Source organism: Mucilaginibacter sp. Mucisp73 (assembly GCF_059491465.1).
Window position 1 is genome coordinate 156,741 of the sequence record NZ_CP168507.1, and the last position, 14,935, is coordinate 171,675.

At 42.4% G+C, this 14,935-nt stretch carries 13 protein-coding genes; 4 read left to right on the forward strand and 9 right to left on the reverse strand.

What is annotated here, in order from left to right; translation table 11 throughout:
* The first annotated feature begins 130 nt into the window (after positions 1-130).
* Entirely contained in the window at positions 131-856 is a 726-nt protein-coding gene (locus ACEN82_RS00660) for a DUF2490 domain-containing protein (protein ID WP_413323039.1), read from the forward strand.
* A gap of 387 nt (positions 857-1,243) precedes the next feature.
* Here the strand turns inward: ACEN82_RS00660 and ACEN82_RS00665 are convergent, their stop codons facing one another.
* The 7 genes from ACEN82_RS00665 to ACEN82_RS00695 form a co-directional block, all read right to left on the reverse strand.
* On the reverse strand, positions 1,244-2,083 hold the full coding sequence (locus ACEN82_RS00665; RefSeq protein WP_495644057.1) for a DUF2911 domain-containing protein: 840 nt from the start codon (positions 2,081-2,083) through the stop codon (positions 1,244-1,246).
* 42 nt (positions 2,084-2,125) lie between these two features.
* A complete protein-coding gene (locus ACEN82_RS00670) occupies positions 2,126-3,148 on the reverse strand; it encodes a proline iminopeptidase-family hydrolase (protein ID WP_413323036.1) in 1,023 nt (340 codons plus the stop codon).
* Between the two features lie 281 nt (positions 3,149-3,429).
* On the reverse strand, positions 3,430-4,470 hold the full coding sequence (locus tag ACEN82_RS00675) for an IS110 family RNA-guided transposase (RefSeq protein WP_413323217.1): 1,041 nt from the start codon (positions 4,468-4,470) through the stop codon (positions 3,430-3,432).
* Between the two features lie 555 nt (positions 4,471-5,025).
* Positions 5,026-5,769, reverse strand: coding sequence for a head GIN domain-containing protein (locus ACEN82_RS00680; protein ID WP_413319588.1), 744 nt, complete (start codon positions 5,767-5,769; stop codon positions 5,026-5,028).
* Positions 5,770-6,004: 235 nt separating this feature from the next.
* Positions 6,005-7,669 (reverse strand): M1 family metallopeptidase, encoded by a 1,665-nt coding sequence (locus tag ACEN82_RS00685; RefSeq protein ID WP_413319586.1) that lies wholly within the window; start codon positions 7,667-7,669, stop codon positions 6,005-6,007.
* A gap of 12 nt (positions 7,670-7,681) precedes the next feature.
* Positions 7,682-9,352: a M1 family metallopeptidase gene (locus tag ACEN82_RS00690; protein ID WP_090534436.1), complete on the reverse strand. Its 1,671-nt coding sequence runs from the start codon at positions 9,350-9,352 to the stop codon at positions 7,682-7,684.
* A 237-nt stretch (positions 9,353-9,589) separates the two neighbouring features.
* Entirely contained in the window at positions 9,590-11,446 is a 1,857-nt protein-coding gene (locus ACEN82_RS00695) for a CocE/NonD family hydrolase (protein ID WP_413319584.1), read from the reverse strand.
* Between the two features lie 266 nt (positions 11,447-11,712).
* Between ACEN82_RS00695 and lpdA the strand changes: the two genes are divergently transcribed.
* The 3 genes from lpdA to ACEN82_RS00710 all read left to right on the forward strand — a co-directional run bounded on the left by lpdA (position 11,713) and on the right by ACEN82_RS00710 (position 14,291).
* Positions 11,713-13,116: a dihydrolipoyl dehydrogenase gene (gene lpdA, locus ACEN82_RS00700; RefSeq protein ID WP_413319582.1), complete on the forward strand. Its 1,404-nt coding sequence runs from the start codon at positions 11,713-11,715 to the stop codon at positions 13,114-13,116.
* Between the two features lie 112 nt (positions 13,117-13,228).
* On the forward strand, positions 13,229-13,849 hold the full coding sequence (locus ACEN82_RS00705; protein ID WP_413319580.1) for a TlpA family protein disulfide reductase: 621 nt from the start codon (positions 13,229-13,231) through the stop codon (positions 13,847-13,849).
* Position 13,850: 1 nt separating this feature from the next.
* Positions 13,851-14,291 carry a sterol desaturase family protein gene (locus ACEN82_RS00710; RefSeq protein WP_413319578.1) on the forward strand — a complete coding sequence of 147 codons (441 nt, stop codon included), beginning with the start codon at positions 13,851-13,853 and terminating at the stop codon, positions 14,289-14,291.
* On the opposite strand, the gene ACEN82_RS00715 is transcribed toward ACEN82_RS00710, so the two are convergent.
* A complete protein-coding gene (locus ACEN82_RS00715) occupies positions 14,281-14,700 on the reverse strand; it encodes a putative toxin-antitoxin system toxin component, PIN family (protein ID WP_413319576.1) in 420 nt (139 codons plus the stop codon). The two genes, ACEN82_RS00710 and ACEN82_RS00715, sit on opposite strands and share 11 nt — an antisense overlap.
* Positions 14,690-14,899 carry a hypothetical protein gene (locus tag ACEN82_RS00720; RefSeq protein ID WP_413319574.1) on the reverse strand — a complete coding sequence of 70 codons (210 nt, stop codon included), beginning with the start codon at positions 14,897-14,899 and terminating at the stop codon, positions 14,690-14,692. Before ACEN82_RS00720 ends, ACEN82_RS00715 begins: the two co-directional genes overlap by 11 nt.
* Positions 14,900-14,935: the final 36 nt, after the last annotated feature.

Consider the following 14,935-nt stretch of genomic DNA (forward strand, 5'->3'; position numbering starts at 1 on the left):
ATAGAGACGCATTACATGCGTCTTTGCCTTAAATAGAATGACAGATCCTGCAAATTTCTGTCGTAAAAAGAGATGTATGTAATGCGCCTCTACAGTAAATGTTAACCTTTATAACACATATATATCAACCATGCAATTAAGAAAACAACTATTAATTTTTGCAGTATTACTGCTGGCGGCACCTGCAAGGCTGCTGGCACAAGACAACCAGTTTTCGGGCTGGGCGGCTATTTTTCACAGCCAAAAATTATCCGAACATTGGGGCTATTCATTTGATGGGCAATTGCGCTCGCACGATGAGGTAAGTTATCTTAAACATATCCTGCTTCGCCCTTCGGCTAATTATTATTTTGCCAAAAACAAGGTGGGCGCTTTGGGTTATGCCTACATAGCCACTTATGGCCGTACTCCCAGCAACGAAACAACTTTTCGTCCGGAGCACCGCATTTGGCAGCAGTACACCTATACCCATAAGCTTACCAAACACATACAGCTGGCACACCGTTTAAGGTTGGAACAGCGCTTTTTAGGTAATACCGCCGACAATAGAAACGACCGTTATTTTGCCCAGCGCTTCAGGTATTTTGCCCGCGCGGTGATCCCGATGAAACCGGATTCGGATGTATTTACGGAAGGTACTTTCCTCGCCCTGCAAAACGAGGCCTTTGTAAACGTTCAAAATAAGAATAAAGTAAACAAACACTTCTTTGATCAAAACCGTGCTTACGTTGCAGTTGGCTACCGCTTTAGCAAATCATTTGATGCCGAAGCTGGTTATCTTAATCAATACATTAAACAAGCCGATGCTTATGTGGTAAATCACGTAGCACAGCTGGCTTTTTATACGAGATTTTAACCTGCCCTAAATCCTCTCCAAAGGAGAGAATAAACGAAAAATCCTTGTCAGTATCGCTGACAAGGATTTTTTGTAATACTGATATTAGGGCTTTTTTGTCCCCTTTGGGTCTCTTAAAGATTAGTTAATCCACAAATTGGTTTGTCATTGATCAGCAAGGCGTTTTGTTTTGCACCTCTGGTGCAAAGGATATTTCTGTAATTTACGCTACAACCCTTTTGCACCTCTGGTGCACCTTAAAGACATCTCAATTAATACCTGTTTATTAAACTATAAAAATCCCCCAGAGAGGGAAAAGGTTTGTAGAAAAACATCCACCCCTTACCTGAACCCCAGAGGGGTTCAACTTATCCGATTACTCGAGGGGAAACTTTGGTGTTTTAATCATTACTTCTTCGCCTGTGCTATTAGTTCGTTATTTAAACGTACATATTCATCTGCCTTCATATCTGTAGCCATTTTTACACCTTCCTGGGCTGTTGCTATGGCTGCAGCTTTATCACCTTTTTTCAATAAGATCCGGGCTTTCCATAGTTTAGGCACAAATGGCGGAAAGTTCTTGTCTTTTTCCAATTCGGTAGCCCAGGCTAAGGCCTTGTCCATATCTTTATTATTGTTGTAGTAATAGATCAAAGCTTCATAGTATGGCTTTTTATCGGTATTCATGGCCGAGTCAATTCGGGCCATCACCTTGGCATCGATATCGGTGGTCATGTGGATGGTGAAGCCGCTATGCTCCCACATCATCTGCAAATCGCAGGTAGTTGCCGCTACATTGCTGAACGCGAGGGTCATAGTTTCTGTTAATGCCTTAAGGTGTTCTGTTTTTACTTTAAAACGCAAAAAATCATCAGCTTCTTTATAGTTATACGCGCCCCATTGTTTAGGTTGTTTGGTGAGGATGATAGTCCACTCGTTTTCGCCGGGGATGCTGAACAGACCATACTCGCCCGCCGGGATCTTGTTGCCCTCCATACTTACCTCGTCGGTAAATTTAATCACCGTGGCCGAATTGGCCCCCGTGCGCCAAACTTTTCCGTAAGGTTCCATGCCTCCAAATATTTTACGGCCTCTTACATCCGGACGGGAGTAAACCAGACTGATTTTCCCGAGGCCGAAATCCTGCACAACACTTTGTGTTGAACTGGGTTGTGGTGTTAACTGCGCATAAACATTTACCGCAGTAAAGATCATCATCGTGATGATACAGGTAAATAACTTTTTCATGATTAAGTGTGTGGTGGTTATATAAGATTAATAATTGGTGTGCTACTTTTTATCGGCAGTGAATGTGCCCGCGTCAACATCTTTTAAAAAGGCAATGAGATTTTTGAAATAATTTTGCTGATCATCATACATACTCATGTGACTGCCGTTAGGGCACAGGTAAGTGCGGCTGTTGGGTAACAGGCGACCTTCCTTTTTCATGTCTTCGGGGTTCATTTCATCATGTACGCCGCCTAAAACAAAGGTAGGCGTTTTTATATCCGGGAGTTTGTCCCAAAATTCCCATCCTTTAAAATTGCCGGTTACATGAAATTCGTCAACGCCCTGCATTTGTATGTATATGGTATGGTTAGCTTTTTTAAAGGCACGCCATAAAGGTTCGGGCCAGCTCTCTAATGGAAGCCTGCAGATCACCTGGGTATACAGTTTATTCATCAACAGGTCGTTGTATTGAGGCGAGTCGTATTGTTTAAGTCTGTCTAACGAATCAAATACAGCGATATCACGCGGCGAAAAAAACTTCTTCTTCAACTCAGCGGCATAGGCAACATAGCCTTTAATACCGGCTGTCATGTTTGATAATACCGCCCCCTTAACGTGCGACTGGTATTTGTGCAGGTATTCCATAGCCAGCATACCGCCCCATGAATGTCCGAGTATGTAAAAATTATCAAGCCCTAATCCTTTACGCACTTCTTCAACCTCTTCAACATAACGTGGAATGTTCCATAATGAGGTATCAGCAGGAGCATCCGAATTCCCACAGCCAAGCTGATCATAATAATAAAACTCAATGCCCTCCTTCGGCAAAAAATCTTCAAAGCATTCCATATAGTTGTGTGAAAAACCCGGACCGCCATGCAGTAGCAGCACTTTTATTTTACCGTCGCCAACTTTTTTCGTCCATACGTTATATTTACCAGCAACTTTAATGAGCTTGTTACCGCCGGTTTTTATTTCGTAGGGAGTGTTTGATGATTCAGCTGCGGTATCCGCCCCTGGTTTTGACGGATTGTTGCATGCGCAAAAGCAGGCAGCAATCAGGATGAAGAATAGCTTTTTCATGGTTAGCGATAGGAATGGTGGAGGTGATTATCTTAGATAAAGATAATAAGAAGCGAACTAAATTAGCTTCACAAATACTGTAAAATAAAAAGTGTCATTGCAAGTAACCATCAGGGAAGCCCTGAAAAAAAAGTGATGACATGAAAAATACTATTTTAGCGGAGTTGCGCGTGGGCCGCGTTAGATTCTGTGTTGATATGCAAAAGTTATTTTTTATTTTTGAGTCTTAGGCAGCTTTATGTTAGCCTGTTTAGGGCAGTCCTTCAATTGAAGCGACTGCTCTAACTATTTTCGGATATGTGTGCATTCTGTTGAAGGTAGTGTTTTTCGAATGGTTTGTTGGTTTTGTATATAGTGTATACCATCTCCAATAATTTTCTTTGTACTGCTACAGTAGCTTTCATTTTCACGCTATTTCGGGATACGATCCGGACAAATATAGCTTTATATCTTTCTGAATGTCTTATGGCCGCTAATGCAGGTAAGTGCATGGCTTTTCGTAAATGCTTGTTCCCCCTTTTAGATATCTTGGGTTTGCCCTTAACGGATGAGCCGGATTCTTTTTCCCTGACATCCAGCCCGGCGTAACTGGTCAGCTGCTTTTTACTCCTGATCAGCTCAAAGCCGTTTGTTTCGGCTATGATCACAGTGGCCGTTAATAAGCCGACTCCAGGAATAGTGGTAATGGTAGCCAGTGTTTGTTTTAAATGTTTGTCCTGTGCTACAGCTGTTCTAATCTCAGTAAGTATTTCTTTAAGTTGTTCACCAATCATCTTTATCCTGTCCATCATTCTGCGGATAGTATCTTCCCCCGGAAAAGCTTCGGACTGTTCAGCATGTAGCTGGTTCTTGATCATGGTTCTTTCTGCAATAAGTTGTTCTCTTTCACGGGTTATCTGCCGCAGAGTCCTGAACACCCTTTTGGGTTGTACCCAGTTATCCAGTTTCTTTTCAAGTCCGAACATGGCTATGGCAAAAGACATTGATTTATCGGTAATTGTTTTGATCTCCAGTGTCTTGAAGAAGTTCGAGATCTTGTTGGGCATGACAATACTTACAGCATACCCTTTGCCGGCCAGATAATAAGCAAGGCGCTCGTGGTATACACCTGTGGCCTCCATTACATATCTTAATGGATATTGGGGGATGCTTTGCTTGTTTATCCATACTTCCAGGTTTGCAAATCCTTTTTCATTGTTTGGAAAAATCTTGTTCGCATAAACTGTTATAACTGCCTGCTCATCCATCTTGCCGATAGAAACCACCAGCTCTTTTTGAGCCACATCAATACCTACTACTTGTTTTAATAATCTGCTTGCCATTGATCAAAGTTTTTAACTGTTATAAGTGAAAACCTTTCTTCGTTTTTCCTCCTGTTGGTTATCCTGGATATACTGCCTGGTCGTATTCCTTACATTCTGTTCAAACTCAAAAAAGTAAAGGAGTGAGGCTATATCTAACGCTCAACATGCTCAAGGCTGTTTGGGATTGCTGTGCTCTCATTCTTTTCACTCATAAAATCATTACAATAATATTAGATGTAAACATAGGAGGGATTGCAGTGTAAAGCCCACAGCGTGTAGAGGGATTGCGGGCGGGAAAAGCGAGGACTTGTAACGGAAAGCCCGGGCCGCAGGCAACGCCCATGTTATAAAACAGGCTCAATAAACATACTTAATAATCAACAACTTATTATTATGTCATTATAAGGTACGAAACAATCGCGAACTATACCGGGCGAACCTGCAAATCGGGGATTATTAATAACTATAATTTGTTTTCTATAGGTATTAATGAGCTCCCTTCGGTCGGTTGTCTTCGTACCTTATAATGACGCTGCAATATATGTTAATAGGTTCCTATCTTAGGCAGGGCTCTTATATCCTTTCAATATCTCCGCTACCTGCTTTTGAGCTTGAAATATTTTTAGCACCGCCGGTATAATGCACGTCGCCTGAGCCGCTTACAGATGCTTCAATTTTGTTGCTGGCGTTGATGGTGGCATCGCCCGAACCGGCTATATGCACTTCGGTGTTAATGGTGATCAGGTCGCGGGCGGTAAAATCACCGGAGCCTACCACATTCACCCTTGAATTATCGGCACGGCCCGAAAGTTTCATATCACCAGAGCCTGAAATGCTGCTGTCCAGGTTTTTAGCATTCACTTTGCCCAGCATATCGCCCGAGCCAACAACTTTTAATTTTAATGACGTGGTGGTGATGCCTTCTTTAAAATAAACATCGCCGGAGCCGGCAACGTTAATGCTGGTCATATCTTTACCTACGACATGTACAATCATTTTACGGCTGCGGCCAAAGCTCCAGTTATCCCAGTTGGTGCCTTTTTTACTGTAGATCTTCAATACGCCGCCCTGCACTTCGGTAATGATCTTGTCAATAACATCTGAAGGGGCTTCAACTTTTACTGATTCGTTTGAGCCCTGTGTAAAGTAAACATCAAAAGAGCCTGCCAGGTCAATAGCGCTGAAGCCAGATAAATGGCGGTCTTGTGTGGTTTGATCGGCATGTTTAACAATTGGGTGCGATGGTTTTGCAGTGCTGTAACCAGTTGTTCCTGCTGCCAATGCTACAGCTAATAATATTTTTGAGATCGATTTCATGACGGTTGTTTTAGTTTCGTTTTCAAATTAGACGCAGGCAGGGGGAGGAAAGTTGCACGTGATTTGATTTTTTTGTGGAGGGAGGGGGTGAGTGGTTGATTGAGTGAGTGGTTGGTTTGGGGGATAACTTTCTCACCTTATAAAAAGCAAGACTTACGAAGTTTCTAAAACTTCGTAAGTCTGAATTCTATTGGGCTAAACCATTCACCCAATAAACCACTCACCTAATCAACCATTAATCAACCTTAATATAATAATTGAAAGTATCCACCTCCACATTGTCCTTCGTAATACCGTCAATTTTTACAGGGGTAAACTGTGTGGTTGGTTTAATAAATATATAACCGCCGCCTTTTACACGCACCTTTACCGGCATGTTGAAACCTTCGGCATTGGCAATCCACTTGGAATAAAGCTTGCCGTCTTTAGTTACAAACTGCAGGGTTGGAATATCTTTATAATGCAGGTACTGGTCAAACACAGGCGCCAGGTTCATGCCTGCCTGTTTGCAGATATAGCCTACAACATCATCATAAGTAACTGTTTTATGGTAGAAGGTTTTGTTAAGCCCGCGGAGGATGCTACGCCATTTATCATCGTTGTTAATGATAGTGCGCACCATATTTAACAGATTGCCGCCTTTGTAATACATATCGCCCGATCCTTCCATATTTACACCGTAGGGGCCAACAATAGGTTTATCGTTACGGATATTTTTACGGGTTCCGTTCACGTATTCCTGCCCGGCTTGTTTACCGTAATAGGTTTCAATGAAAAGCGATTCGGAATAATTAGTAAAACTTTCGTGGATCCACATATCGGCAACATCTTTTGAGGTGATGTTATTGCCGAACCATTCATGACCGCTTTCGTGTACCACGATGAAATCCCATTTTAGGCCCCAGCCGGTACCTGAAAGGTCGCGACCGAGATAACCGTTTTTATAGTGGTTGCCATAAGCGGTACCGCTTTGGTGTTCCATACCCAGGTGTGGCGTTTCAACCAGTTTATAGCCGTCTTCATAAAAAGGATAGGGGCCAAACCAGTATTCGAATGATTTAAGCATTCGCGGCGCATCAAGCTCCCATTGTTTTTTGGCTTTGTCAATATTGTAACTTAATGGCCAGTAGTCCATCGTTAACGGGCCTTTTTCGCCCTGGTAAGTACCTTCAAAGTGGGCATAGTCGCCAATGTTGGCTTCTATGTCATAATTGTTGATAGGGTTAGCCACAAACCAATCGAAGCGGGTATAACCGTTATTTAAGTCGGTTACTTTGCGTAATCTGCCGTTGGATACATCTTTTAAACCATTAGGTGCGCTGATACTGATCAGGACGCTGTCTACCTCATCGTACTGATGATCTTTTGTAGGCCACCAAATGCTGGCGCCGATACCCTGGCAGGCTGTTGCTATCCACGGTTTACCAAGCGAATCTGTAGTATAAACCACCCCTCCATCCCATGGCGCACGTTTGGCAATAGTTGGGTTGCCCGAATAATAAACGGTAAACTCGTCCTTGCTGCCTTTTTTTATGGTTTTTGAGAAGGTAACAAACACCGCATTAAACTCGCGTGTAAAGGGGATTTCGGTGCCCTCATACACCACTTTCTCTACTTTTAAATTGGAAAACAGATCAAACTGAAGTTTGGTGAAATTTTGAGTAGCCGTGAATTTGAACAGGTTGCTGCCGCTGATGAATTTTTTGTCGATATCAAACTTCACATCCAGGTGATAATAGTTAATATCATAACAGGTGCGCAGCGGCGTTAAGCTGCCCCGAAGCGAATCGGCACGGGTAAATGTTTGCCTGTTGGTGCCTAATTGCGCCTGGCTTGGTGCTATGCCGACTATGGTAAGGCCTAAAGCGACAGCAAAAATATTAAAAAACTTATTTTTCATTTATATTGGGGATTAATCCATGAGCGCACCCACGTAGTAGTTTAAATAATCAATTTCAATATTGTCTTTGGTGGCGCCTGCAATTTCAACCGGGCTCATTTGTTTTGTTGGGGTGATGAATTTGTATTCGCCGCCCTTTACACGTACCCTGATGGGCATATTGAAATCTTTGGCTTCGGCTATCCAGCGGCAGTAAAGCTTGTTTTCATGGCTGGTAAATTCAAGCACCGGAAGGCTGCGGTAATGCAGGTACTGATCAAAAACTGCCGAAAGATCCATGCCCGATTGTTGGTTGATGAAGCCTACCACATCGTCATAAGTAACCGTTTTATGATAAAAGGTTTTGTTAAGGCCGCGCAGGATGCCGCGCCATTTTTCATCATCATTAATAATAGTGCGGATCATGTTCAGGAAAACAGCACCTTTAGAGTACATATCGCCCGAGCCTTCTTTGTTTACATTGTAAACGCCAACTATAGGGCCGTCATTATTAATAGTAAGCCTTAAACCGTAGTTATATTCCTGTCCGGCTTTTTTGCCCCAGTTATCCTCTACAAAAAGAGATTCAGAATAACAGGTAAAGCTTTCGTGGATCCACATATCGGCAAGGTCTTTATCAGTTATATTGTTGCCAAACCATTCGTGCCCGCTTTCGTGAACGATGATATAATCCCATTTGCTGCCCCAGCCTGTACCCGATAAATCATAACCCATATAACCATTCATGAAGTGATTGCCATAGGCTACAGCTCCCTGGTGCTCCATGCCCAGGTGTGGGGTTTCAACCAGTTTATAGCCATCTTCATAAAAGGGGTAGGGGCCAAACCAGTGCTCAAAGGCTTTCAACATAGGCTTGACATTGGCGGCAAATTGTTTTTTTGCTTTTTCCAGACTGGTTGGCAAAACCCAATAATCAAGCGTAAGCTTGCCTTTTTCGCCCATATAGGTATCTTCAAAATGAGTATAATCGGCAATGTTGGCAGCAACATCGTAATTATTGATCGGGTTGGCCACAAACCAATCAAACCGGGTGTACCCATCCTTAAGCGGAGTTACTTTACGCAGGCGACCGTTGGATACATCTTTCAAACCTTTTGGCACACTGATGCTGATCATCATGCTGTCCACCTCATCGGCCAGCTGATCTTTATTGGGCCACCAGATACTGGCGCCAATCCCTTCGCAGGCGGTTGCTACAAAGGGTTTGCCTAATGAATCTTTTTTAAATACCAGCCCGCCATCCCAGGGAGCGTTTTTAGCTATAGTTGGATTGCCTGAATAATAAACAGTAAATTCATCCTTACTGCCTTTGCTTATGGTTTGCGGAAAGTTGAGGAATACAGCGTTGCCATCGCGGGTATAGGCAAGTTCTTTCCCCTTATAAACAACTTTAGCAATGTTAAGGTTAGCAAACAGGTCGAACTGGAGTTTATTGAAATCCTGTGTGGCGGTGAATTTAAACTGATTGCTGCCGCTGATAAACTTTTTATCGATATCAATCTTAACGTCAAGGTGATAGTAATTGATATCATAACAGGTACGCAAAGGCGTAAGCATTCCACGCAGCGAATCGGCATGGGTGAATTGCTCTTTTTCCTTTAGGAGCTGCGCCCCGGCTGGCTGAGTGAATGTTGCAGCACTTAATAAGGTCAGGGCTGCAAGATATAGTTGTTTTATTTTCATGTATTTAAATTGTGCCAGGTTAAAAGGTATCCATGATAGCTAAGTTAAAGTTTTTTTTAACGCATGTCATTTCGATGAAGCAGCAGGAGTCTCATTCGGTGGCGCGGAAGAGAAATCTTATACGCCCTGTAAAGTTGCTTTTCAAGCCTACTCTTCGTGCGTAGGAGATTTCTCCCTACGGAAATGACATCGGAGAAAAAAACTAATCTCTGACCTCCAACCTCTAATCACTATAAACTACTTCAAAACCTGCACATCAATATAGCTATCGTTGTAAACCGTTTCGGTTGCTTTGATATAATCACTTTCATCAGCCTTATACGGGTTCTCCACAAATTTTTGTGGATTGCGCGCTACTATCGGGAACCAGGTGCTTTGTACCTGGATCATGATACGGTGACCTTTTTTGAAGGTGTGCAGCACATCCTGCAGGCGGAAATTCACATCGGTTTTCTGATTAGCTACCAGTGCTTCCGGTTTTTCAAAGCTGTTACGGAAACGTGCCGGCATTACTTCCGAACGTACCATTTGCCAGTAATTGCTCAGGATAATGTTTTTGTTTGGCATGTATGGGTTGTTGGGTTCATCGGGCGGATAAACGTCAATCAGTTTCACAACAAAATCGGCGTCGGTGCCAGTGGTGGCAATTTTAAGGTGCGCCATGACCTCACCGCCAAGGGTAACATCATCGTTTAATACCTCGCTTTGGTAAACCAGCACATCCGGGCGGCGGCCTGCAAAACGCTGATCTTCGCTCATGTAATTGTGCGGCGTAAAGCCCATGGTAGTGGTATTATCCTCAGTATAAGGAACCGGTTTAAGCGGATCGCTGATGTATGAAACTGAACCTGCTGCGGAAGGTTGGGTATTTACAAGCTTACCATCGGCACCTAAAAACATTTTTTCGTGTACGGCATTGGCAGCAGGCCATTTATCAAATGTTGCCCATTCCTTTTTGCCGGTATTAAACATGTATGCATTTGGTAAGCCGGAATTTTTATCGCCCTTACCTTTCAGGAAGTGGTTGAAGAATTTAGCTTCAATGTTTTTTTGGTAGAAGGTAGCCACGCTATCGCCAAAGTAAACATTGCTATGCATAGTATGCCCTGTTTCGCGCGACCAGCGGCCGTGACCAAATGGCCCCATTACTATGGTGTTATATGCATTTGGATCTGACTTGTTAATGGTTTTATAAATTGCCAGCGGACCGGTTAAGTCTTCGGCATCAAACCAGCCGCCAACCAGCATCACCGCAGGTTTTACTTTGCCGTAATGTTTCAGCAAACCGCGTTTTTGCCAAAACTCATCGTAGTTAGGGTGGTTAATAGTTTCCTGCCAGAAGAAGTTATCATGATAAAATTTATCGGCATTTTTTAGCGGGCCAAGATCTAACAGGTACTGATAGCCATCTTTGCTATCGGGTTTAAGCATGGAGTACCAGGCTTTGCTGGTTGTATCAGTTTTTTGAACACCAAATACCGGGAAGGTGAAAAAGTACCCTTCAATGAAGGCACCGTTGTGGTGAAAATCGTCAAAAAAGAAATCAGAAATAGGGGCCTGCGGAGATGAAGCTTTTAGGGCCGGGTGGTTTGAAAGGATGCCTGCCGCGGTATAAAAGCCCGGGTAGGAGATGCCATACTGCCCGACTTTACCGTTGTTGTTGGCTACGTTTTTTACCAGCCAGTCGATAGTATCATAGGTGTCAGAACCTTCGTCAACATCTTTTTTGCTTTTTTTGTTATCGATAACCGGGCTCATGTTGGTCCAGGTGCCTTCACTTTTCCAACGGCCGCGTACGTCCTGGTAAACAAAAATGTAGCCTTCTTTCATCATAATTTCAGACGGGCCAAGCCTTTGAGGATATTTATCCTCGCCGTAAGGGGCGATGCTGTAGCAGGTACGCATCATCATCATCGGGTACTTATTTTGCGATGAAGCATCCTTTGGGGTATAAATAGAGGTGAACAGTTTTACACCATCGCGCATGGTGATGTACACCTCTTTTTTGGTAAAATGCTCCTTTACATAGTTGCTTTGAGCATTAACGCCGGTATATAATAATGCCAGCACAAAAAATAAGTTAATTTTCTTCATGAGATCAGTCGTGTTAAATTGGGTTAAATTTAATAAAGAGTTAACGATAAACCGATTTATCAATGGTTCTGTTACAAAATGGGATAAAATGTGGTTGGTATGGGATAAATCTGAACCATGATTTATGGGATTAAAGGATTGTCGTGATTTTGTCTGAATTAAATGAATTTATTGAATTTGCCTGGTATTCTGATAATTCCTTAATTCGATAAATTCAGGTTCAGACAATAATCCTTAACTTTGCCCACCATAAAATACACACTACTATGCAATATGATGTTATAGTTATAGGTTCGGGCCCCGGTGGTTATGTAGCCGCTATCCGCTGTGCCCAGCTTGGTTTAAAAACCGCTATTGTTGAAAAGTATAATACCCTTGGCGGTACCTGCCTTAACGTAGGTTGTATCCCGTCGAAGGCGCTGCTTGATTCGTCTGAACATTACCACAATGCTGCCCATGCTTTTAAAACCCATGGCATCAACCTTAAAGATCTTTCGATAGATTTTGGGCAGATGATTAAACGCAAACAGGAAGTTGTTGATGCTAACACCAGCGGTATCAGCTACCTGATGAAGAAAAACAAGATCGACACTCACTTTGGTGTAGGATCATTCAAAAATAAAAACACCATTACTGTTAAAAAGAACGATGGTACTGTTGCCGAAATTACCGGTAAAAATGTGATCATCGCTACTGGTTCAAAACCATCGGCATTGCCATTTTTGCCTATCGATAAAAAACGCATTATTACATCAACCGAAGCATTAAGCCTGAGCGAAGTACCAAAACACCTGGTGTTGATCGGTGGCGGCGTTATCGGTTTGGAGCTGGGTTCGGTTTATGCCCGTTTAGGCGCCAAAGTATCTGTAATTGAGTTTATGGACGGCATTATCCCAACTATGGATAAAGGCTTGGGCCGCGAATTACAAAAAGTACTGACCAAACTGGGTATGGAATTTTACCTGGGCCATAAAGTTACCGGCGCTACCGTAAAAGGTAAGGAAGTAACCGTTAGCTGTGATACACCCAAAGGCGAAAAGCTGGAACTTAAAGGTGATTACTGCCTGGTAGCCGTAGGTCGTATAGCTTACACCGATGGTTTAGGTTTAGAGAATATCGGCATTACCGTTGAAGAACGTGGCCGTAAAATTACAGTTGATGAACACCTGGAAACCAAAGTTAAAGGTGTTTACGCTATTGGCGATGTGATTAAGGGCGCTATGCTTGCCCACAAAGCCGAAGATGAAGGTACGTTGGTTGCCGAAATTATTGCCGGCCAAAAACCACATATTGATTACAACTTGATCCCCGGTGTAGTTTATACCTGGCCGGAAGTTGCCGCTGTTGGTCAAACAGAAGAGCAGCTGAAAGCAGCAGGTGTTAAATACAAAACAGGTTCGTTCCCGTTCAAGGCCAGCGGTCGTGCCCGCGCCAGTGGCGACCTGGACGGCTTTGTAAAAGTATTGGCCGATGCCACTACCGACGAAATTTTAGGTGTACACATGATTGGTCCGCGTGCTGCCGATATGATAGCCGAAGCCGTTGTAGCGATGGAGTACCGTGCAAGTGCCGAAGATATTTCGCGTATGAGCCATGCCCACCCAACCTATACCGAAGCGATGCGTGAAGCATGTTTGGCTGCCACTGAAAACAGGGCGATACATATTTAATAATTTCGGATATCGGATTTTCGATGTCGGATTTTTAATTTCAAATATTTAAAAGCGGTTATCATTTGATAGCCGCTTTTTTAATTTTAAGTTAGCGGTAAATACTTCGGCTATGAAAGTAATAACCTGCTCCTTATTCGCATTTTTTATTTTGCTTGGCTGTGTAGTTCATGCACAACCCCCAAAAATTAAATCAATACCTAACATTGAGGTTTACGACATCAACGGAAAGCATACCACGCTAAAGCAATTAGGCCAAAATAAAGTGCTGTTTATTGATTGCTGGTTTGTGCCCTGTCCGCCTTGTTTTCGTGAAATGGGCATGCTGCACAAGCTTTACGCCCAATATAAAGACAATAAAAAATTTTGTTTCATAACCCTATGCCAAACCGATAGCGGGATAGTTAAGCGGTTTATAACACAGGATAAATCGATGACTAACTTTGTTAACCTGTATAAACATTACAGTATGCGGGACGATTTTAAATTGCCTGTGTATTTTATACCAGGTTGTAACGAAAAGATTTACACCGGTAAGGTATTAGCAAAATATACGCCTGAGGATAAAACCAAATGCCCCGACAGGCAGTTTGGTTTCAGAGGATATCCAACGGTGATTATCTTTAATAAGAAAGGGAAGTTGATTTTAAAGAAGACCGGCTACGGTGATTACGGAGATGAAAATACCCAAAAGATGAAAGACCTGATAGCCCGAAGCTTAACCGCTAAATGATATGATAGTATTGGCAGATATAGGAATTGTAGTATTAACCATTGCGTTGATGGAACTCATCTCCTGGGCTATGCATAAATACCTTTTCCATGGGCCATTATGGTTTATTCACAAAACACATCATCAACAAAGGCATGGCTGGTTTGAACTGAACGACCTGTTCAGCATCGGCTTTGCAGGTTGCGCCTTATGGCTGATGTGGATGGGACATTTAAATTTGGACTATCGGTTTTGGACAGGTACAGGTATAAGCATCTACGGGATCATTTATTTCATTTTTCACGATTGGTTTATCCATAACCGTTTCAAGGCTTTCAAAAGTGACAACCGGTACTTAGTCGGGATTCGCCGGGCGCATAAAATCCATCATAAGTCAACGGAGAAATATCCATCAGAAGAATTTGGGTTATTGGTGGCCAGTAGAAAGTGGTTTAGGAAATAGAGAGCTCAAAAAAATCAGCAATCGTTGTTATAATCGTATGGTGATATGATTTCAGTTCTAAAAGATCAAGGTCGCCGGTCAATAAATAAGAAGCTTTTGAGTCGACGGCTAAAGCTAAAAGAAAGTTATCTTTTTCGTCCCTACATGCTTTTACAGAAATTTGCACTTCTATAAATTCGGCAAATTCTTCAATAGTTTCGATAATGTCTAAAATATCAATCGAAGAGAAGTATCGCCTGAATTTCGGTCTCCTTGCGACATCTAAAAACTCTTGCAATAGCTCCTTACTGAAGATAAGTCTAATTCGACCACTAAAAAGTAAAGCATCAAGCTTGGAATAATCTTTTCTGATAAGAAAGCTTATCCATAAATTGGTGTCTAAAATTACTTTAATAATATTATTTGGCATAACGCCTTGCACGAATAGTTTTAACCTCCCTTGTGATCTCTTCAAGAGTAAGGTCTGAATTTTTATTGCGTAGTCGTTTTAAGACGTCTTGAAATCCGGTTTTAGAATTGTCCTGAATAGCTATAAGATCAAGTGCGGCAAGATCTTTTAAAAGCTTTAATGCTTTTGGATTTAGTATACTAATTTTTAGCGTGTCCATATAACAAATATAATGATTCTGCTTTATTCGTTTAAA